The organism is Mucilaginibacter sediminis, assembly GCF_051903035.1.
Lineage (GTDB): Bacteria > Bacteroidota > Bacteroidia > Sphingobacteriales > Sphingobacteriaceae > Mucilaginibacter.
Genome location: NZ_CP170602.1, coordinates 4,797,427 through 4,818,477 on the forward strand (window position 1 = coordinate 4,797,427; position 21,051 = coordinate 4,818,477).

Annotated in this window: 17 protein-coding genes; 3 read left to right on the forward strand and 14 right to left on the reverse strand. The window is 44.1% G+C overall.

Annotated features, from left to right (window positions below):
- Window positions 1-61 precede the first annotated feature (61 nt).
- From gcvT to ACFGVS_RS19690, 11 genes are all read right to left on the reverse strand, one after another.
- On the reverse strand, window positions 62-1,141 hold the full coding sequence (gene gcvT / locus ACFGVS_RS19640; RefSeq protein ID WP_439695253.1) for a glycine cleavage system aminomethyltransferase GcvT: 1,080 nt from the start codon (window positions 1,139-1,141) through the stop codon (window positions 62-64).
- Between the two features lie 101 nt (window positions 1,142-1,242).
- Window positions 1,243-2,460 carry a glycosyltransferase family 4 protein gene (locus ACFGVS_RS19645; RefSeq protein WP_090638176.1) on the reverse strand — a complete coding sequence of 406 codons (1,218 nt, stop codon included), beginning with the start codon at window positions 2,458-2,460 and terminating at the stop codon, window positions 1,243-1,245.
- 69 nt (window positions 2,461-2,529) lie between these two features.
- Window positions 2,530-3,126, reverse strand: a complete 597-nt coding sequence (locus ACFGVS_RS19650) for a ribonuclease HII (RefSeq protein WP_274210766.1) — start codon at window positions 3,124-3,126, stop codon at window positions 2,530-2,532.
- A gap of 190 nt (window positions 3,127-3,316) precedes the next feature.
- The gene (locus ACFGVS_RS19655; protein ID WP_090638168.1) at window positions 3,317-4,555 is read right to left on the reverse strand and encodes a PP2C family protein-serine/threonine phosphatase; all 1,239 of its coding nucleotides are present in this window, start codon (window positions 4,553-4,555) and stop codon (window positions 3,317-3,319) included.
- A 38-nt stretch (window positions 4,556-4,593) separates the two neighbouring features.
- Entirely contained in the window at window positions 4,594-5,793 is a 1,200-nt protein-coding gene (locus tag ACFGVS_RS19660; RefSeq protein ID WP_439695254.1) for an ABC transporter permease, read from the reverse strand.
- A gap of 267 nt (window positions 5,794-6,060) precedes the next feature.
- Window positions 6,061-7,092 carry a glycosyltransferase family 2 protein gene (locus tag ACFGVS_RS19665; RefSeq protein WP_439695255.1) on the reverse strand — a complete coding sequence of 344 codons (1,032 nt, stop codon included), beginning with the start codon at window positions 7,090-7,092 and terminating at the stop codon, window positions 6,061-6,063.
- A gap of 85 nt (window positions 7,093-7,177) precedes the next feature.
- Window positions 7,178-8,152 carry a hypothetical protein gene (locus tag ACFGVS_RS19670; RefSeq protein WP_439695256.1) on the reverse strand — a complete coding sequence of 325 codons (975 nt, stop codon included), beginning with the start codon at window positions 8,150-8,152 and terminating at the stop codon, window positions 7,178-7,180.
- Between the two features lie 82 nt (window positions 8,153-8,234).
- Window positions 8,235-9,083 carry a dienelactone hydrolase family protein gene (locus ACFGVS_RS19675; protein WP_439695257.1) on the reverse strand — a complete coding sequence of 283 codons (849 nt, stop codon included), beginning with the start codon at window positions 9,081-9,083 and terminating at the stop codon, window positions 8,235-8,237.
- A 138-nt stretch (window positions 9,084-9,221) separates the two neighbouring features.
- Entirely contained in the window at window positions 9,222-11,372 is a 2,151-nt protein-coding gene (locus ACFGVS_RS19680; protein WP_439695258.1) for a xanthine dehydrogenase family protein molybdopterin-binding subunit, read from the reverse strand.
- Between the two features lie 7 nt (window positions 11,373-11,379).
- Window positions 11,380-12,360: an FAD binding domain-containing protein gene (locus tag ACFGVS_RS19685; RefSeq protein ID WP_439695259.1), complete on the reverse strand. Its 981-nt coding sequence runs from the start codon at window positions 12,358-12,360 to the stop codon at window positions 11,380-11,382.
- On the reverse strand, window positions 12,357-13,001 hold the full coding sequence (locus ACFGVS_RS19690) for a (2Fe-2S)-binding protein (RefSeq protein ID WP_439695260.1): 645 nt from the start codon (window positions 12,999-13,001) through the stop codon (window positions 12,357-12,359). The genes ACFGVS_RS19685 and ACFGVS_RS19690 overlap by 4 nt, the downstream gene beginning before the upstream one ends.
- Before the next feature lie 164 nt (window positions 13,002-13,165).
- On the opposite strand from ACFGVS_RS19690, the gene ACFGVS_RS19695 reads away from it, so the two are divergent.
- On the forward strand, window positions 13,166-14,386 hold the full coding sequence (locus ACFGVS_RS19695; RefSeq protein ID WP_439695261.1) for a GAF domain-containing sensor histidine kinase: 1,221 nt from the start codon (window positions 13,166-13,168) through the stop codon (window positions 14,384-14,386).
- Window positions 14,387-14,527: 141 nt separating this feature from the next.
- Here the strand turns inward: ACFGVS_RS19695 and ACFGVS_RS19700 are convergent, their stop codons facing one another.
- Both ACFGVS_RS19700 and ACFGVS_RS19705 read right to left on the reverse strand, forming a co-directional pair.
- On the reverse strand, window positions 14,528-14,911 hold the full coding sequence (locus tag ACFGVS_RS19700) for an RNA recognition motif domain-containing protein (protein WP_090638138.1): 384 nt from the start codon (window positions 14,909-14,911) through the stop codon (window positions 14,528-14,530).
- A 549-nt stretch (window positions 14,912-15,460) separates the two neighbouring features.
- Window positions 15,461-15,913, reverse strand: a complete 453-nt coding sequence (locus ACFGVS_RS19705) for a 3-oxoacyl-ACP synthase (protein WP_439695262.1) — start codon at window positions 15,911-15,913, stop codon at window positions 15,461-15,463.
- 217 nt (window positions 15,914-16,130) lie between these two features.
- Between ACFGVS_RS19705 and ACFGVS_RS19710 the strand changes: the two genes are divergently transcribed.
- The gene (locus ACFGVS_RS19710) at window positions 16,131-17,267 is read left to right on the forward strand and encodes an acyltransferase family protein (protein ID WP_439695263.1); all 1,137 of its coding nucleotides are present in this window, start codon (window positions 16,131-16,133) and stop codon (window positions 17,265-17,267) included.
- A gap of 442 nt (window positions 17,268-17,709) precedes the next feature.
- Here the strand turns inward: ACFGVS_RS19710 and ACFGVS_RS19715 are convergent, their stop codons facing one another.
- Entirely contained in the window at window positions 17,710-19,062 is a 1,353-nt protein-coding gene (locus ACFGVS_RS19715) for a BamA/TamA family outer membrane protein (protein ID WP_439695264.1), read from the reverse strand.
- 379 nt (window positions 19,063-19,441) lie between these two features.
- Here ACFGVS_RS19715 and ACFGVS_RS19720 point away from each other — a divergent pair, with 379 nt between their 5' ends.
- On the forward strand, window positions 19,442-21,010 hold the full coding sequence (locus ACFGVS_RS19720; RefSeq protein WP_439695265.1) for an HAL/PAL/TAL family ammonia-lyase: 1,569 nt from the start codon (window positions 19,442-19,444) through the stop codon (window positions 21,008-21,010).
- Window positions 21,011-21,051 lie beyond the last annotated feature (41 nt).

Here is a 21,051-nt window from a genome sequence, read left to right on the forward strand (position 1 = left end):
TAAACGCCGCCGATCAATTAGCAGTTAAACCAACTAATAACCAATGACTAATGACCGATGACTATTTGTAAAAAGGCGGCTTTACAATTTTAGCCTTGATTTTATTATCGCGGATGCTGATGAAAATTTCTGTACCTTCTTTAGCGAAAGTATTGTCAACATAACCCATGCCAATGGCTTTTTGTAGCGATGGCGATTGCGTGCCCGATGTTACTTTGCCTATGTTATTGCCATCGGCATCAACAATAGGGTAATCATGGCGGGGGATACCGCGGTCAATCATTTCAAAACCAACCAGCTTTTTGCTTACGCCTGCTTGTTTTTGTTGCTGCAAAGCTTCGGCATTGGTAAATTCTTTATTGAATTTGGTTACCCAGCCAAGGCCGGCCTCTAATGGCGATGTGGTATCGTCAATATCGTTACCATACAGGCAAAAGCCCATTTCTAAACGCAAGGTATCGCGGGCCCCCAGGCCAATTGGCTTTATACCAAATGGCTCCCCGGCTTTAAAAATTGCATTCCAAATTTGTTCTGCGTACTGGTTATCAAAATAAATTTCAAACCCGCCTGCGCCGGTGTACCCTGTAGCCGAAATAAGCACATTGTCAACACCTGCAAAAGTTCCTTTTTTAAAGGTGTAGTATTCCATGGATACCAGGTCAACATCGGTAAGGCTTTGTAGTGCTTCAGCAGCTTTGGGCCCCTGGATGGCCAGTAATGATGTACGGTCAGATATGTTTTTCATATCAACACCGCTGGTATTGTATCTGGAGATCCAGTCCCAGTCTTTATCAATATTTGATGCGTTAACTACCAGCATGTAGGTTTTCTCGTCAATACGGTAAACCAGCAAATCGTCAACAATACCACCATCCTCGTTTGGCAGGCAGGAGTATTGCACTTTGCCATCGTATAATTTGGCAGCATCGTTACTTGTAACCCGTTGGATAAGGTCAAGCGCATTATCGCCTTTTAAAATAAATTCGCCCATATGGCTTACATCAAACACCCCTACCGCCTTGCGTACGGTTTCGTGTTCGGCGTTAATACCCACGTATTGCACGGGCATATTGTAGCCGGCAAAAGGCACCATTTTGGCACCAGCTTTTATATGTACATCGGTTAAAGCAGTATTCTTCATGCGGTCAGTTCAATCAGCCGCAAAGGTAATTATTTTGAAGAGAAAATGAGCCCCATTTGTAATGCCCGCGCCAGGGCTAATGATACTTTTTTAGCTGCTGCTTATGCAGAGAGTACGGGTGGAGCACTCAGCCTTTTATAAAATTCAACCAAATCTTTTGCTACTTTATTCACATCGTGCTGCTGCTCAACCAATTTACGTGCATTAAGACCTACGTTTTTGCAAAACTCTTCATCGGATATACAACGTTCAATAGCATGGTAAAACTCCCGCTGATCATTGGCTATCATAATATTGGTGCCGTTGCTAAAGTTTATACCTTCGGCCCCCAGGGCGGTAGATATGATACATTTTTGCATAGCCATTCCCTCAACAATTTTTACCCGCATACCACCGCTTGATAAAAGCGGCACAATCATAATGGCTTTACTGTTTACAAAATCAAAGGCATCATCAACTTCGCCCTGAATAAATATTTTACCCATTACCTCGTAGTCATCAAAACGCTCGGGAATATTGTGCCCGGCCACGTAAAATTTAACACGCAGGTCTCCTTCTGTCAGGTCTTTATGAAAATTATTAATAAACCATTCTATCCCTTCGCGGTTAGGCAGCCAATCCAGCGAACCCAGGAAAAACAAACTCGGGAATTCTGTTTTACTAAAGTCGGGCCGGTAGCGGGTAAGGTCAATTCCAACAGGGAAAATCTCTACCGGAATGGTAGCGCCATATGACAGCACGGTTTTTTTATCCTCAGCGGTAAATACCGCTATCGCATCAAACTTATTAAGCTGTTGTAATTCGTAATCTTTAATCCGCCGGGCAACCATGCGCAAATATCCCCTTTTCAGCAGGTCGCTCTTTTGATGCGCAAGCCTTTCATAAACCTGGTGTTCAATATTATGCGACCGGTAAATAAGTTTGGCTTTTGATACCTTGCGGACAGCTGTCAGGTAGGGCGTAACAAACAAACCCTCAAACTGGATAATATCATACGCATTTTGCTTCAGCTCACGGATAAGCAGCTTTTCAAACTCGGCATCGTAATACCTATCAACATTGTTTGATTTTTTGCGGAACAGGTTCACGGCAGCATCAACCATAGATATGTTGATGTTGATTTTAAACGAGGTGTAATTTATTTTATCCTCCAGCTCGTCCTTTTCATGATAACTGCTGTTATACTTTTGCGCATTTAATGCCACCAGCGACACATCATGCCCCAAAGCAATTAATCCTTTTATGGTATTGCACACCACAATAGCATATCCGCCATTTTGCGGAAATGGCACACGATGTGTTAAAATAAGGATCTTCAAATGATTGATGGGTTTGTCACAAAAATACCAACCAGAAAGGGGTTATCAAAACATCTAACCAAAGTATCTTTAAAAAATACTTAGCTGCGGGTCGGTCACCCTGAAAGTTTTACGATGGTATGGCGTAAACCCAATTTTCATAACGGTTTCGCGGTGTTTTATTGTTGGATAGCCTTTATTAGTGTGCCAGTCGTATTCGGGATGTTCGGCCGCAATTTTCAACATATAATCATCACGATAGGTTTTGGCCAATATTGATGCTGCCGCAATACTGAAATATTTACCATCGCCCTGAATAATGCATTCATGCGGAACGTTTGGATATTTTTTAAACCGGTTACCGTCGATAATTAAAAACTGTGGCGCTATTTGCAATTTTTCAATAGCGCGATGCATAGCCAGGAAAGATGCGTTTAGAATGTTGATCTCGTCAATCTCAAAATTATCAACCGATGCCACAGCATAGGCAATAGCCCTTTCTTCAATCTCTGCGCGTAACCGATACCGTATTTCTTCGGATACCTGCTTGGAATCGTTCAGTAAATCGTGATCAAAATCGTGAGGAAGAATAACCGCTGCGGCAAACACAGGCCCCGCAAGGCAACCGCGGCCAGCTTCATCACATCCCGCCTCAATTAATTCATACTGGTACCTTGCTGCTAACATGTTACAAAGATAGAATAAGTATCAAGTAGTTAGTATCAAGTATCAAGACCGAAGAATAGTTCATTAACACCATTAGACAGGAATTCGTGAAATTCGTGTTCAATTCGCGCCTATTCGTGTGTATTAAATTCGCCTCGATTCGTGAAATTCGTGTGTATTAAATTCGCTTCAATTAGTGAAATTTGTGTATCTAAAATATCTTCAGCGTAAGCAGGGTGATATCGTCTATAGGTTTGCTTTTATGTCCAAGGCTCAGGTGGTCTAATAACAAATCGTTAAAATTATCGGGCGATAGGTTACCGTGGGCTTTTACAAACGAAAGCAGTTTATCTTCATTCCATACCTTAGTACTGGTTGATTCAAAGTCCATCAAACCATCGGTATAGTTTACAATAAGACTGCCTGGTTCAATATCAACCTCTCCTTCGTTCAAAAAAGGTAGGTCTTCAAAAACGCCAATCATCGTCGTTCCCAATTTTAGTGGTATAGCTTCCCCGTCAGCAAAAAGGATGGTTGGGTTATGCCCTGCATTTATATAATTCAGTTTGCGTTTCTTTTGGTTATAACGCGCCAGGAACAGGGTAATAAACCGTTCGCCCTTGGTGTTGTTAAGTACTATTTTATTAAGGCGGTCAATAATGTTTGTCAAGTCGTCTTCCACCGCGGCCCAGGCGTGCAGGCTGGCCTGAAAATTTGCCATCAGCAACGCCGCCGATATTCCTTTACCCGATACATCGGCTATACACCATAAAAATTCGCTCTCATTAAGGCGGATAAAGTCAAAGTAATCGCCCCCGATATTTTGATGGGGCAGGTATTTGGCGCCAACTTCTACTGCATTATCTTTATGAATCCTGAGCGGTATCAACATATTCTGCACTTCAACGGCAAGCTCCATTTCGCGCTGAAAACGTTCTGATTGTAAACGCTCTTTAAATAATTTTTTATTCTCCAGCGCTACTATGATCACATTCATCAGCGTCTGGATAAAGTTAAGATCGTTGCTTAGCATCTCGCCCGACGTATCAAAATCGCCGATAAGCGCATAAGCCAGGGCCTTACTTTTGTGGTATATGGGAATAAAATAATTGTACTTGCGTAGGGTAACATCCTGGTGATCGGCTATCGCGACAGGCGATTTAACTTTGCTTAATTTATCACAAGCCCTGCTTAATGCCATGGCCGATTCCATTTCGCCGCCGTATTTAGAGATGCATATAAACTTATTTTCCTTTTCTATCAGAAAACGAAGCTTGCCAACCTGCAGGTAATTTTGCAGAATAACCTCCAGCATTTGTATAAGTATGGGGGTGGAAGTATTCTTATTAATGGCCCTGGTGATCTCCAATAAGGAATTCAACTCGGATTGCCGTTTAAGCAACAGCCTTATTAATTCGTCTTCGCCAGAACTATCGTCTTTGTATTGCATTTGTTTTTAGTCGCATGACTAAAGTAAAAAAAATATTTTCAAATGCGCGTACTTTGTGATTTTATATCGAAAGCATCACGTAAACCTACTGTAACCAGGTTAAAAGCATACACTAACAACATAATAGCCAGGCCAGGAGTAATAGCCAGGAAGGCCGAATCCATAACGATGTAGCCATAATGCTCCTTAATCATGCCGCCCCAGGTAGGCATCGGTGGCTGGGCCCCAAAACCCAGGAAGCTAAGCCCTGCTTCTAACAAAATAGCCGAGGCGAAGTTTGACGATGCCAGCACCAGGATAGGCCCGGTTATGTTGGGCAAAATATGTTTGGTAATAATGCGCCTGTTATTAAAGCCAAGGGCGCGGGCTGCTTCTACATATTCAACCTGCTTCAGGCTCATTACCTGGCCGCGTACCAGCCGGGCTACCTCAACCCACATGGATAAGCCTACTGCAATAAATATTTGCCAAAGCCCTTTGCCCAATGCAAATGATATGGCAATAACCAGCAGCAATGCAGGCAACGACCATAATATGTTCATTATCCAACTTAAAGCGCCGTCAATCCACCCGCCAAAATACCCGGCTACAGAACCAACGGCTACCCCTAAAAACATGCTGATTATCACCGACATTAGCCCTACTGCCAATGAAATTCGTGTACCCAGCAACAATCGGCTCAACAGGTCGCGCCCGTAAACGTCGGTACCCAGCCAAAAGGTCCTGGTAATTATTTGTTCGCCTTTAATTTTATCAGTAAAATTCTTGTATATCTCCGCCGTTTTTTCGCAGCTGAGCGTTGGGTTTAGCAGCACTTTATTAAAATGATATCGTGGTTTAATACCCGTTACCACTTCAAAAATATTATAGGCTTTTTGATCGGGCTTATCCTCATTGCCAATATATTCGCTTACGTGGATGGAATCCTGTTTAAAATAATACCCTGTAATAGGCACTTCCCTGTAAAAAGATGGCTGCCCAAAAAGCATCCTGTTAAAAAAGCTTATTGTATCTATCTGTTCGCTTTTACGTATAAGCAACATCATGAATTTGGCGCCAGGCTTTTTAATGCTCAATTGTATAGTCATGTTGTTGGCCTGCGGGGTGTTATCGGGCATTATCAAATACCCCAATATGGCCACTAATAGGGTTATCGCAATAAAAACAAGCCCGGCCATGGCAATTTTATTACGCTTAAATGCGTTCCAGGTACGTTTAGAGGGGGTAAGCTGGGCCAATAGTTAATAGTTCCGTTTGGCTAAATATCGCTTAAATAGATACAATAAGCAATCGGCATGAGTACAAATTACATTTACATTAAAAAGGAGTGGTGAGTTCTGAGTTTTGAGTGATAAGTTAACTTGGCGCGAGCGGTATTAATCTCTTATTAAATACCGGATATTCCATTTCGAATAATGAAGGAAAAACTTCGGTGTTGGATATTCGAAATTCCGTGTTCGATATTATTTTTATTGCTGCTTTTCCTATCTTAATTACATTGGAACCTACTTAACCTCCCGCCCTTTCCATTGGTACTTTTTATTGCTGCCTATTAAACCCATATAGGCCAGGTAAACAACGTGTACCGGTATGGTAATTATAAGCAGGCTAACCAGGTAGCTACGCTTAAAAAACGAGGTAACAGGAATCAGGTAAATAGCCTCAAAAAAATATTTAAGTAAAAACTGCGCCAAAAAAAGTTTAAAAATATCGGCAAAAAACAATCCCAGGAAAAAATTCAATAGCAGGGAGATATTAAAAAGCCAGAAGATAAGAGCGACAAGAACAATCTTTTTATCCTTATATAAAGTAAATTTTGATGCCCAACGCTTACGCTGCTGCATAAACTCTTTTAAATTGGGCTTGGCATGAGTATATACAATGGCGTCTGTTTGTTTTATAAAACCAATGCGGCCGGGGTAGCGTACCGCCACTTTTTGCAATAATAATTCATCATCGCCCGATGCCAGCTGATCGATACCTTTAAACCCTCCTACTTCGTTAAATACGTCTTTACGGTAGGCCATATTGGCACCATTACAGGTTGATGCCCTTCCGTTACCAATAAAGGCGGCCCCAATGCCAATTAAAAACGAGAACTCCAGCGTTTGCATCAGCTCAAATATCGATTTCTCCTGGAAAAATGTCACGGGGGCCGAAATAAGCACCGGGTTTTCGGTTTCGTAGTAAGTTACTATGGTTGATATCCACTTGCTGTTCATCCGGCAATCGGCATCGGTGGCTACCATTAGTTCGCCGGTTGATAATTGGATTGCCTCTGTTATGGCCTTTTTTTTATAGGAGTTTAATGGCTGGTTTTCATTGAGTTTTAACAGTGTAATGCCCTGGTCTGCAAAACTTCCGATAATTGCAGCAGTGTTATCTGTAGAGTGATCGTCAACAATAATTACCTCAAGCAAATGCCTGGGGTAATCCTGGGCCAAAATATCACCTATGGTTAAATGGATAATTTCGGCTTCGTTACGGGCCGCTATAAGTATAGTAACCCGGGTATTAAAAGATGTTTTGTTTACCACTGTTGGGGGTTTTATATTAAACCACCCCTTTATGATATAAACTAAAAACAGCAGGTAAAAGGCTGTAAACAATAACGAGATTATACTAAGCGTTGCGATCAAAGAATTTGATTTTAAAAACAAATAAAGAACCTAAAATAGCAGGAATAAATAAATTTATAAGCCATATTGATGAAACACAGGAAATAACGGCCAGCTTTTGATCGGTTATGTACACAAAAAGGTGGGCGGCGGTAAACCCGCGCACACCGATATCAAAAAGATCAAGAGATGGTAAGGCAGATGTTATAAAGAAAAATAACATTAACACCAGTAGCATGGGCCCAACCTGCATTTGCGGCACCACCATCTGAAAAATGAGGTAATACTGCGTGGTGAAGGTAATATACCTTAACAAACTAAAGCACATGATCCTGATCAGTTCATGTGTTTTATACCGGCCTAAAACCTCAAAAAAGCGATGGAATTTTCTGATAAATACAATCCTGTCAAGAACATTAACTATCCATTTGATATGAAAGTAAATGATGAGCTGGACCAAAACCACAACGGCTGAAATGACAGCAAACCCCGCATAGCCCCAGGTTTTTTCATGAATAAAGTTTGCAATAAACCACACCATAGAGACAATGCCCAGCACATTGGTTATCAGCGCCTGGCTAAAGGAGCCCACAGCCATGGCGAAAATACCGGGGATACGCTTGCGGTTTGGCAAAAACATAACACGGCCACCATATTCGCCAATACGGTTTGGTGTGGTAACGGCCCAGGTAAGGCCACAAAAAACAGCTTCAACAGCTTCCCAAAGGGTAATGTTGATGAGGGCTTTGCTCACATAGCGCCATTTTAAAGCTTCCAGGAACCAGTTAACAAACATCAACAATGATACTACCGACATAGTTACTATCACCCTGGTAGCGCTAATGCTTGAAACTAATAGTTCAAACTCCTTCAGGTCATTGTTTTTTTTAGAAAACTGCCTGTAAATAAACAACGCAGATACTATAACTATGCCGGCTTTAAGCAGATAGGAAACTATTTTCTTGGTAGAAGTGGTCAAGTAGTTAAAATTTATGCAATGTTACGAAAAAATGAAGCAAGGATTAACTCGCCACCCAATAACGCAACTTTGGCATTTTTGTTTATTTTAACCTTGCTTTAAAAAACGCAATGGTATTGGCATAGGCATCTTTAGTAGCATCGCTGTTATAGGCCGGGTTGCTTGGGTTGGCAAAACCATGGTCGGCATCATACTGGTGCAGGTACAGTTTTTTGCCTGCAGCTTTCATATCATCATTAAACTTAGCCACTACTTTAGGGTTTATCCATTGGTCTTTATTAGCAAAATTGGCCAACACATCGGCGTTTAGCGTTTTCAGTTTAGCCACATCCTGCTCGGGCATGCCATAGTACATAACGCTGCCAACCAGTTGTTTGCCTGCAAGCAAGCCGGTTTGCAGGCTCCAGCCGCCACCAAAGCACCATCCAATGGTAGCAATATGTGCTTTAGCACCCGCATAAGCAATAGCGCCGTTGATGATGGCTTTGGCCCTATCTTCAACAACGGCCTGCATTAATTTACCGGCATCTTTAGGGTCGGTGGCTACTTTGCCGTCATAAAGGTCAAGATCGATGATGTTTACATTGCCCAAATCATTATAAATTTTCTCCGATTCGCGTTTTACATAATCGTTCAGCCCCCACCATTCATGAATCACCAATATATAGTTATTAGTAGGCTTTGGGGCTTTCAGCACGTAAGCGGTGGCTGTTTTGCCATCGGGTGTTTTATAGGTAATATTTGTACCAATGCTGCTTTGAAAACGGATAGGCAGCGGTTTTAAATGTGCCATCCGGAACATTGGGTTTGAGGCCAGCATGGCAAAGCGCTGGGTTGATGAAGGGTTGGCACAGCAAACCACCTTTTTGTTTTGCGCAAAGGTGAGTGAGCCAAAAGCGATTAATAACGTAAATAAGGCTAATTTTTTCATGGGTTGAGTTTTGAGTTATTTTCAATAACAGTTACGTTGGCTAATTGATTTGCGTTGCCAACTCATTTTTAAATATCCCTGCTAAAACGGGACCGGGCTTTTGAGCCCTCCATTCCCGGGAACGTTAAATGGGGCTCGCTATCCCATCACTTTGTCCGGAGTTATCGGAAGCTCCCGTACCCGTTTTCCGCTGGCGTTGTATACTGCATTGGCTACCGCGGCGGCCATGCCTATGAGGGCTATCTCGGCCATGCCTTTGGCGCCCATCGGGTTAATGATGGGGTCGGGTTTATTTACAAACAGGGCATCTATCTGTGGGATATCGGCATTTACAGGCACGTGATAATCGGCAAAGTTATTGTTGATATACCGGCCATACCGGTGATCAATAACCGACTCCTCCATCAAAGCCATTCCAATCCCCCCTATCGCGCCGCCTATTACCTGGCTACGAGCCGTTTTAGGGCTGATAATGCGGCCGCAATCGGATACGCATGCAACCTTGTCAATTTTAACAACACCTGTTGCAGCGTTCACCAAAACTTTTACAAAATGTACCGACCAGGAGTTCATGGCATACGTTTGCATCCCGTTGCCGCCATCCGTCTCGGTAATAACGTCCAGTGAAGCCAGGTTGTGTTCTTTTAATATTTTCGCATAATCGGGGTTATCGGTGCCGCCATTGCCAATCAGTTTTTGAAACTTCTCTTTCAAATCGGCGCAGGCTTTATATACTGCCGAGCCAACACTGGCCGTTGTGGCCGATCCTCCCTGCGTGGGCGCGTTGGGTAATGATGAATCGCCCAACTCAAATTTTATCTTTTCGGCTGGCATGTTCATTTGCTCTGCTGCTATAAGCACCATGGCGGTACCTGTACCGGGGCCAATATCGCTTACTGCGCTTTGCAGCAATAAGGTTCCGTTGGCTTTCATAGTAGCTTTTATTGTTGCCCTATCCCTATAGGCTCCAAACATGCCGCCGCCCATGCCATAGCCAACATACCAGCCATGCTCTTTTACCATGCCCGGTTCTTGCTTACGGTTTTTCCATCCTATGTGATCGGCCCCCAGTTCGTACGCCTCTTTCAAAAACTTGCTCGAGAATGGCTTGCCGCTATCAGGGTCTTTCTCGGCGTAGTTGCGGATCCTCAATTCAACGGGATCTATTTTCAGTTGGTAGGATAACTCGTCCAGTGCCGACTCCAGCGCGAAAGAGCCGGTGGCTTCGCCAGGCCCACGCATCCATGTGGGTGTTGCAATATCAAGCGGAACAATGTTGTATTTGGTATTTACATTGGGGCAGGCGTATAAATTCTGGCTTACGCCGGTAGGCCCTTCGGTAAAATTTTCGTACGATGAAGTTTGCCCGGCGGCTTCATGGGTAATACCAGTAAGCTTGCCATCGGCTGTAGCGCCAATGCCAATCTTTTGCCAGGTAAACGGGCGGTAACCTACTGATGTAAACATATCTGCACGGCTTAAAACCACCTTTACAGGCCTTTTTACCACTTTAGCAGCAAGTATGGCGGCCACTTCATGCGGCCAGGTACGCAAAGCGCTGCCAAATGCCCCGCCAACAAATTCCGAGTGCACCTGCACATTTTCTTTGGGGAGTTTAAACAGGCGAGCCAAATCTTGCTGGGTATCTTTAACGCCCTGGGTTTTATCCCAAACGCTTAATTTATCATCAGCATCCCAGCGGGCAATAATAGCATGCAGCTCCATAGGGTTATGGGTTACCGTAGGCACAATATATTCCTGCTCCAGTTTAAACGGGGCAGTTTTCCAGGCATCTTCGGCACCACGCTTGTAAGCACCTTCGCCATGTGGAGGAAATCCTTTTTCTATGTTATCAGGCAGGCTGGTGATATGCTTTTCGGCCTGGTATGTTGCTTTTACCAATGATGCTGCAAACAGCGCGCGCTCAAAGGTATCTGCAACTACTACGGCAACGGGCTGCCCGTTGTAATATATTTTATCGTCATAAAAAATCTTTAACGCACCCTTACCGCCCGCTTTCTTGTCTTTTTCGGGCTGGTCGCCGGGCACTTTTGGGGCATTTAAATGGGTAATTATAGCCAATACTCCTGGCGCTTTCAAAGCCGCTTTGGTATCAATGGCAGTAATGCTGCCTTTGGTAATGGTACTGCCTACCAGTACCCCATAAGCTAAACCCGCCGGTGCATATTCGGCCGAGTATTTTGCTGCACCGGTTACTTTTAGTCTTCCGTCTACCCGGCCCATGCCTTCTGCCGATGAGGGCATCGTTTTGATTGTCGCTGTTTTCATGGTGATGTTAAACTAAGCCTGCTGCATGTTTTAAAGCCTCGGTAATAGTAGCCGGCGCCAATTTTAATTTGAATGAATTATTGCCGTAACCTTTTGCCCCTTGCATAGCCAGCTGCGCCGCGTGGGCAAAACTCTCTTCGGTTGCGGGTTTGCCAACAAGTGATTTCTCAGCCTCAAAAAGCCGCCAGGGTTTATGCGCTACGCCGCCCATAGCCAGCCGGGCTTTTTTTATCTGCCCGTTATCTATTTCAAGTGCCGCAGCTACAGAAACCAGAGCGAAAGCATAGGATTGCCGGTCGCGGATTTTTAAGTAGTAGCTATTTTTGGCGAAGTTGTTAATCGGTATTTCTACCCCAACAATCAGTTCATCTTTGGCCAAACGGTTATCCAGTTCAGGATGATCTCCCGGCAGGCGATGGAATTCGGTAAAAGGCAGGCGGCGCTCGCCCTTTTTTCCGGCTATAACTACTGTCGCGTCCAGGGCAGCAAGGGCAACGCACATATCGCTGGGATGTACAGCTATGCATTGGGGGCTTGCGCCGAAAATAGCGTGCATCCGGTTAATGCCTTCCATTGCCCCGCAGCCGGTACCCGGCACACGTTTATTACAAGGCATGGTGGTATCATAAAAATACCCGCAACGGGTGCGCTGCATCATGTTACCGCCAAGCGTTGCCATATTGCGCAGTTGCGGCGATGCCCCCGCTTTAAGCGCCATGGCCAAAAGCGGTTGGTTTTGGACTACCAAATTATTTTCAGATACCGCGCTGTTGAGTGCAAGGGCGCCAATGTGAAGTCCGTTTTTAGTAATACCAATATTTTTTAACGGCAGCTGGTTTATATCAACCAGTTTATCCGGAGTAGTAACGCCCCGTTTCATCAGGTCTACCAGATTTGTACCACCCGCTATAATCTTACTGCCGGGTTTGCCCACAGCATCTAAAACTGCTTGCTGCGTTGCCGGCCTAACGAATTGAAACTGTTTCATACGGCCATCCCCCCGTCTTTTACTTCCTGTATGGCGTTTACTATATTGGGGTAAGCGCCGCAGCGGCAAATATTGCCGCTCATATATTCGCGTATTTCGTGTTCAGAGTTGGCGTGCCCCTCGCGGATACAAGCTACCGCCGACATGATTTGCCCCGGTGTACAATACCCGCACTGGAAACCATCGTGCTTTATAAAAGCCTCCTGCATAGGGTGCAGCTTATCGCCATTGGCAAGGCCTTCAATGGTGGTAATTTTTTTACCGTTCATCATGATGCCCAGGGTAAGGCAGGAGTTTACCCGTTGCCCGTCTACATGAACAGTACAGGCGCCGCATTGGCCGTGGTCGCAGCCCTTTTTGGTACCGGTCAGGTCGAGTTGCTCGCGTAATATATCCAGCAGGGTTGATCGTGGTTCAACGGATAGGTTTTGCTGCCTGCCGTTTACCTGCATTTTTAAAGGCATTTTTTCAAAAACCGCGGCAATTTGCTCATCTACATGGCTGGCCGCAGCTTTTATGGCAGTGCCCGGTGTAAGGGCTACGGCGGTTAGCAGGGTTGATTGTTTCAGGAAATTCCTGCGCGAACTATCCTTCACATCCAGGCCTTCATCAGCCCCGGTACAAGGTTTTTTGCTTTCCATAAATAATCGGCTTTTAGGAATGTTAAATTACATATTTTTAATAAAATGCTGCAACTGCAATCAATGTTTTACAACAGCTGTATTTTGTGCATGGTCACGTATTGGGTATTATTATAAAACAATTGAGGGCATATTGCCGTATAAAGCCGTAACTAATTGATTGTATGTTTACTCCCCCAATCCCCGAAAATGAAATGGACAGGGTAATGACCCTGTCGGAATTTGATTTGGACTATGGCGCCCACGCCGATAGTTTTAAAGATTTAACCAAGCTTGCCGCAAAAGTTGCCGGCACCGAAATGTCGTTGGTTAACCTCATCGATTCATATACCCAATGGACCATCTCGACCCATAACATGGACCTGGAGCAAATGCCGCGCGAGGAATCTGTTTGTCAATACGTATTAATGAGCGACGAAAATATGGAAATTGCCGACCTGAGCACCGACGAGCGGTTTAAAGATAGGCCCTACGTTACCGGCGGGCCGCACCTGCGCTATTACTACGGCATTCCACTTAATGTAGATAATCATAACATTGGCGCCTTATGCGTGGTTGATGCGCATTCGCCAAAGACACTTAACCCCGAAAAGATAGAGTTGTTGAAGATAATTGCCGGCGAAATTGTGAACAGGCTTAAATACATTAAAGTAATTGATGACCTGCGGAACAATTTATCTGAAGCAAAACAAACACAGAAAAAAGTAGCGCACGATATTCGCGGGCCGTTAAGCGGCATTATAGGCCTGGCACAGCTTATTCGTGAACAGGGCGATGAAAACCAGATGGACGAGATATTGGAGTTTATGAACCTGATACACAGAAGCGGCCGATCGATACTGGAGCTTGCAGATGAAATTTTGAGTGCGGATAAAAAAGATAAGAAAGTGCCCGAATTAAAGGGAAACGAATTTAACCAGGTGGTATTTAAAGACAAGCTGGAAAAACTATATGTGCCGCAGGCCATGAACAAACATATAACGTTTACAGTGAATACCTCGTCGGCATCAGAAACCATTCCCTTTTCAAAAAATAAATTACTGCAGATAACCGGGAACCTGATCTCGAACGCTATCAAATTCACCCCGAATAATGGCACTGTTACTGTTGACCTGGATTTGATTGAAAAAAGAAACGAAAACGTATTGCAGATAAAAGTAACCGATTCGGGTGTTGGGCTGGATGCCGATGGAATAGCCAACATATTGCAGGGCAATGCCACATCAACAAATGGTACCGGCGGCGAAAATGGGTATGGGTTTGGCTTGGCGCTTGTAAAGCACCTGGTTGAAAGCCTTAAGGGAACGTTTAATATATTTTCGGTTCCGGGACAGGGCGCCACATTTGAGGTAAAGCTACCGCAGGCATCATCGCCGGAAAAATAACATAAGCATGGTTTTTTGATATAGAACTATCACAGCAGGTAAAAAAACCTGCTAAACCAATCCCACAAAGTACAGTAAGTAGATGTATTATTAACAGCAAAGTGCCGGGTACCAATACCCGGCACTTTGTTTATTTATAATTTACCAACGGCTGCCACCGCCGCCGCCACGGCTATCTTTTGAATAACCACCGCCGCCACCGCCACGGTTACCGCCGCCGCCATAGCCGCCACCGCCGCCACGGTTGCCACCATAACCACCGCCGCCACGGTTGTCGCGTGGTTTTTTGTCTTCAGCCTGGCTAACAGCAATTGATCTGCCTCTAACATCTGATCCGTTTAAACCGGTGATTGCTAATTGTGCAGCTTCATCATCAGGCATTTCAACAAATCCGAAACCTTTGCTTCTGCCAGATTCACGGTCAATAATAATTTTTACAGTGCTTACTTCACCGTACGCTTCAAAAAGCTCTTTTAAATCGGCTTCCTCTAATTGAAAAGGAAGGCTTCCTACAAATATGTTCATCAATCTTTAATTTATAAAAGGCAAGGTTGTTTTGTTTGCCCAGTTTTGTTAACATCAAATATAGTAATAGATATTTGATGATTACTGCATGATTTTATGAATGGATGGTTTTATTTTAAAAAAAAGTTGATTTTTATTGATTTTAGGTTAAAAACAGCACTTTTTAACCGTTAAAATATAATTTGCCCGGGCCGGATATTAAATAAGGCCTTATTTATATGGCGTAGTTTATAAAAGTAATATCGTTTATTATTAAAAAAGCCCCGCGCCGATAAAATTTGATAAATTCACTGCAAATACCTTATCAACAGCTTGAAAATTACCCTTGTGCATATTTGTCATGTGACATCGCCGCCGTGGCTGCGCATATTATTTGGTTTTAAATGTTTGACCAAAACAGCGGAGCAACGCTTACCGGCTCACTTTACAAACGGGCGCGCCTTCCCCCGGATACATTACAAATACCGCAATGCAACATTGCTTAATAGTTATTAACATGGCTCCGGCAGGCAAGTCTGGTATCATGCCTCTTCTACCATCGTTTTAATATCAATATACCAATTCTACCACATACGTTTTCCCGTTCAGCGTAAAGCTGTCGCCAGCTTTTGCCCCGTTCAGTTTAATGCCCACCGGCGAACCGGGCGATACGGCGAAATAGCTTTTGCCATGAAGCGATAACGCCCCCGCGCTTATTGCCAAATAAAAATTGCCATTATTGGTAATAATTACGCTGCCTGCTTCGGCTATGGCCGATGTGCCGGTGGTACCTATGCGATTTAAAGCAACCAGTAATTTATTGGCTTCGTTAAGCTGGGCCAGGTTGCGGTTGGTTTCCTGCTGCGCCATTTCGCGCCCGGTTTCGTATTTATCGCCGGCGCTGCTTTTAGTATCGTCGTTTGATGATTTTTGTGCTTCGCTGATAGCCAGTTCGGCGGCATCCATGCTCCTGCGAACGTGGGCTACACACAGGTCATATAATTCCTTTTTCAGATTGTTCATTTTGCGCTCAACAATAGCTGCATTTTGTAAAATGCAAATAAAGTAATAAATGTTGGCTGATGGCCGGGTAAAATAACACCCGCAGTTTCGGGTTATGCAATGTAACCGACATTACATTATGCAATAAAATCTATTATTGTATTTCAGCCCTTGTTTTTTCAATAAAATAAACCATTTTTATGGCTCACTCAACAAAGCCTTTAGCCAATTTAAACCAATGAACCAAACTCCTGCGTACCTTGAATCAAAAAGTCATTATAAAATTTTAGACGGTCTGCGTGGCGTAGCCGCCTTGCTGGTAGTAGCCTTCCACGTTTTGGAGGCCAATAATGGCGGCAGCCGCTTCGCCCAGATCATTAATCACGGCTACCTGGCTGTTGATTTCTTTTTCCTGCTTTCGGGCTTCGTGGTGGCCTACGCTTATGACGATCGTTGGGGCAAAATGGGCCAATGGGAGTTTTATAAACGCAGGCTTGTACGCTTACAGCCAATGGTTATTATGGGCAGCATCATTGGGGCCATATTTTTTTATTTACAGGCATCACCCACGGTGTTCCCGCTTATCAGCGCAACACCTGTTTGGAAAATGCTGCTGGTTATGGTGATAGGCTTTACGCTTATCCCGATACCCATATCTATGGATATACGCGGCTGGCAGGAAATGCATCCGCTGGATGGCCCGGCCTGGTCGCTGTTTTTTGAGTATATAGCTAATATTTTGTATGCGGTAATAGTTCGCCGGTTTTCAAAAACGGTGCTTGCTATATTTGTGGCCATATTTGCCGGCTTGCTCATCAACTACCTGGTAACCGGGCCGCAGGGCGATGTTATAGGTGGCTGGAGTATCAATAAACAACAGCTGAGTATAGGCTTTATCCGGTTGCTTTACCCGTTTTTTGCCGGTGTGCTGCTTTCGCGCTTAGGAAAACTTATTCATATTAAAAGCGCTTTTGCGGTATGCAGCATACTTGTTTTTATTGTACTGGCTATCCCCAGGATTGGCGGCCCCGATCATCTTTGGATGAACGGTTTATACGAAGCATTTGTTATCATCGTCATGTTCCCGCTGATTGTTGCTGTAGGGGCCGGCGGCGAGCTGACCGGCAAAACTGCCAACAAAGTGTGTAAGTTTTTTGGCGAAATATCCTACCCCATCTATATTACCCACTACCCGCTAATTTATTGGTACACCGCCTGGGTTATTGATAATAAAGTGCCCATGGGCTACAGCCTTTGCATTGGCACCCTGGTGTTGGTTAGCAGTATTGTCATTGCTTATGCCTGCCTTAAACTGTATGACGAGCCTGTTCGCGAATGGCTAAGGAAACGTTTTTTGGTAAAGAAGGCCGCATAACAAAACCGGGCTTTATATTTTGTATCATAAACAAAGTGTGTGTACCGGTACGGGGTGAAACACCCTGGTACGGGGTGGTACACCACCAATAGTTAATTTTTGTAATTCAAATTAAAAAAATCCATTTTGTAAAAAGACGGTAAAACGCAAAAAGCAATTTTATGTCGGCTACGACTCACTACGACGAGGCTACGCTCCTCCGCTTCGCGCATAGAGGGGCTAAAAAATTATTTTTATTTCGTCAACCCTCTTTGCGGCCTCGGCCGGAGAGAGGGTGACCCAGCGAAGCGTCGGCCGGGTGAGTAGTAGCCAGCGTTCAACCGAACGTTCTGTAAATTCCCATACATGATGCGTGCGTACGAAGCGATAGTGATCTTTTTTTATTTTCAGACAGCACTTGGTCGACAAAGCACACTCTACTCAAATCAAACGCGATGCTCTTTTAAAAAGCCTCGTTCAAACCCAAAAAGAAACCTTTGGAGCCAAACTTGCCAAAGGCATAATCAAGGCATAAATTGGTGCGGGTAGCTTTGTTAAACAATACCCGCAAGCCACCGCCGCCGCCGGGCTGAAATTTTTGGAACAATTTAGTTCCGGCTTCGTCATTGGCGGTTTGTTCGCTAAAGAAGGCTACCCCGCTGATGAATTTATTTTTGAGGATAGGGAAACGATATTCAACCTCGCTGTAGTTAAACCTGGTACCCTTAAAATAACCGGTAGTATAGCCCCTGCCGCTGCGGAAACTGCCATCTTTTGCCGTGCCCGGCAGTTCAAGGTAGGGAATATCACCGGTGATCAGGTACGATCCCCAGTTCCAGATTGCAATAACGTGCTCCGGGTTTTCTGACGACAGGCTAAAATACTTCCTGAAATCGGTGGTAAACTGTACCGCGCTTTTGGTGCTGCCCAACCAGGTTTGGTTAACCCGGAAACCGGCATCGGCATAAATTCCCTTATAAGCACGGTTTTGGTTATCGCGGGTGGTGTATTGTACGTTAAAAAGCAAACCATCGGCCCGGTAACTGTCCCGTTTAAATCCGTGCTCATCACTATAAATATTATAGGGGGTTAAATGGTTGGTGGTATCTGCCTTGTCCTGAATTTTGGTTCGGATGTCAAACGATACGCCGGCACCCACAAACAGGTTTTTTTCTACTTCCTTATATACCTTTTCCCTCAGGTTTAAATATATCGAATGATATGCGCGGCCTTTGCGACTGGCATTAACAAGCGCCTGGTCGGCAGCGCTGCCACCGGGATCTGGCTGGCCTATTCCCAAACCAAAATCGGGTGTAACACTTTTGGCCGCCACTATATTACCCTGAAAATTCCACTTGTTGCCGGGTGTGTAAATGTTATGGTTAATATAAAAATAAAGGATGCCTTTTGTGGTATAGGATACCGAAGTTGCTGCAACCGATAATAATGTATTGGGGTCGTTACCCAATTTGCGGCCGGCTACGGCTTTTATACCCAACTGAAACCCGATGCTGGGGTTAGATGCAATATTAGGGATAACGGTTATGCCCGAAGGCTTTTTGAAAACTGAATCGGGTTTCTTTTTGGGGTGAAGAATATCTGTTACCAGGTTGCCAAAATCATACTGTTTTGAAACATCATTGGCTTTTTTCTGAAACTTCACCGAATCGGCATGGTGTTTTATCGAATCCGTTTTCAAGGTGTCGTGAGGTACTACTTCCTGCCCGTAAGCGTAGCTTTGTATGGTTACCAATACAGGCCATAATAAAATCTTCGCTAATATATAAATCCGGCTACTTCTGTTCCTTTGCTGCACTATCAGGATAATAAATATTTAAATTCCAACTAATTATGTTGGCCCTTAAATGCAGGGCCAGTTTTTTAAACCTGAAAACCACTGAAATGTTTTATGTTTTAAACCGGCAACGCTTATCCACAGGGATTTTATTCCCTGTTGTTGTTACTTTTCCTGTCATAATACCTCACTACAATATTCCTGTAACGTTTTTTATTGATATGCGTCTGCGTATTTTGAACAAGCGGCTTAATAACTTATACATACATTATTTGCCCATTGTAAACCGGGAATAAAGACGTCAAATAGTATCATATCTGAAATATTTATCCTATTTTCGGACGTTTTTTGTGTGAATTTTTAATGAATTTCTCTTTTTAATAATAAATAATTTTAGTTCATGATACATATAGGGGCGCGGTACCTTACTGCCGATGATTTTTCTAAGATCCTGTTTGATGGCGAGGAAGTTGGCTTGGATGCATCGGTTGTTAAGAATGTGGAGGTTAATTACCAGTTTTTGCAGGGTTTCTCTTCAAACAAGCTCATTTACGGCATCAACACCGGCTTTGGCCCAATGGCCCAGTATAAGGTAAGCGAAGAAAACCTGTTGCAGTTACAGTATAACCTTATCCGAAGCCATGCCTCGGGTGGCGGCAATTTAATGCAACCCCTGCTGGTTAAGGCCCTGATGATTGCCAGGTTGAACAGCTTTATGCAGGCCCGTTCGGGCGTGCATACCGATTTGCCCGAACTGCTTACCCAATTAATTAATAAAGATGTTGCCCCCAATGTTTTTGAACATGGCGGCGTAGGCGCATCCGGCGATTTGGTACAACTGGCCCACCTGGCTTTAGTATTGATAGGCGAAGGCGAATCAAGCTATAAAGGCGAACAGCACGATACTGCGGAACTGTTTAAAGAACTGGGCATCGAGCCTTTATCTATAAAAATCCGCGAAGGTTTGGCCATTATCAATGGCACATCGGCCATGACGGGTATTGGTATGGTAAACATCATCCAGGCCAAAAAACTGCTGGAGTGGTCAATCGTACTATCGTCTATGATAAACGAAGTGGTGCAGGCTTTTGATGACCATTACTCTTACGAGCTTAACGTGGTAAAACACCACCGCGGCCAAAACGAAGTGGCTGCCATTATGCGCGATGTGCTTACCGGCAGCAAAATGATTCGCGACCGGTCTGAACACCTGTATAATCCGGATAACCTTAACCAGGAAGTATTTTTAGATAAGGTGCAGGAGTACTATTCCCTGCGCTGCGTAACCCAGGTTTTGGGGCCTGTTTATGATACTATTTTTGAGGTTGAGCGTGTAGTTACCGACGAACTGAACTCGGTAAATGACAACCCGGTTATTGACCACGAAGCCAAAAATATCTTCCACGGCGGCAATTTCCATGGCGATTATGTTTCCCTGGCTATGGACAAACTAAAAATAGCTATTACCAAACTGTGTATGCTTTCTGAAAGGCAGTTAAACTACCTGCTTAACGAGAAGCTGAACCACAAATTTCCGCCTTTTGTTAACCTGGGTGTGCTGGGCTTTAACTTCGGGATGCAGGGCATGCAGTTTACGGCCACATCAACCACTGCCGAGAACCAAACCCTATCGTACCCCATGTACCTGCATAGTATCCCTAATAACAATGATAACCAGGATATTGTAAGCATGGGTTGCAACGCGGCATTAATGACCAAGCGCGTTATAGATAATACTTTTGAAGTGCTGGCCATACAAATGATGGCTATTTTACAGGCTATTGATCACCTCGATTGCAGCGAAAAGCTATCGCCGATAACCCACACCGTTTATACCGATCTGCGCGCTATATTCCCTAAATTTATTGAGGATAAGCCAAAGTACAAGGATATGGTGAACGTGAAGCAATACTTTGAAAAAGCCGAGCACGTGCACCTGATTAAAAAGAGAAACTCCCACATTTTATAATTGCAGGCATATTATTTACGTAACAATTTAATACACCAGGA

Excerpts from the sequence above, each read along its gene's own strand:
- ACFGVS_RS19680 (WP_439695258.1), bottom strand. The coding sequence starts at position 11,372 with ATGAAAACAGCGACAATCAAAACGATGCCCTCATCGGCAGAAGGCATG.
- gcvT (WP_439695253.1), bottom strand. The coding sequence starts at position 1,141 with ATGAAGAATACTGCTTTAACCGATGTACATATAAAAGCTGGTGCCAAA.
- ACFGVS_RS19710 (WP_439695263.1), top strand. The coding sequence starts at position 16,131 with ATGAACCAAACTCCTGCGTACCTTGAATCAAAAAGTCATTATAAAATT.
- ACFGVS_RS19650 (WP_274210766.1), bottom strand. The coding sequence starts at position 3,126 with ATGTTAGCAGCAAGGTACCAGTATGAATTAATTGAGGCGGGATGTGAT.
- ACFGVS_RS19685 (WP_439695259.1), bottom strand. The coding sequence starts at position 12,360 with ATGAAACAGTTTCAATTCGTTAGGCCGGCAACGCAGCAAGCAGTTTTA.
- ACFGVS_RS19695 (WP_439695261.1), top strand. The coding sequence starts at position 13,166 with ATGTTTACTCCCCCAATCCCCGAAAATGAAATGGACAGGGTAATGACC.
- ACFGVS_RS19705 (WP_439695262.1), bottom strand. The coding sequence starts at position 15,913 with ATGAACAATCTGAAAAAGGAATTATATGACCTGTGTGTAGCCCACGTT.
- ACFGVS_RS19700 (WP_090638138.1), bottom strand. The coding sequence starts at position 14,911 with ATGAACATATTTGTAGGAAGCCTTCCTTTTCAATTAGAGGAAGCCGAT.
- ACFGVS_RS19675 (WP_439695257.1), bottom strand. The coding sequence starts at position 9,083 with ATGAAAAAATTAGCCTTATTTACGTTATTAATCGCTTTTGGCTCACTC.
- ACFGVS_RS19720 (WP_439695265.1), top strand. The coding sequence starts at position 19,442 with ATGATACATATAGGGGCGCGGTACCTTACTGCCGATGATTTTTCTAAG.
- ACFGVS_RS19655 (WP_090638168.1), bottom strand. The coding sequence starts at position 4,555 with ATGCAATACAAAGACGATAGTTCTGGCGAAGACGAATTAATAAGGCTG.
- ACFGVS_RS19690 (WP_439695260.1), bottom strand. The coding sequence starts at position 13,001 with ATGGAAAGCAAAAAACCTTGTACCGGGGCTGATGAAGGCCTGGATGTG.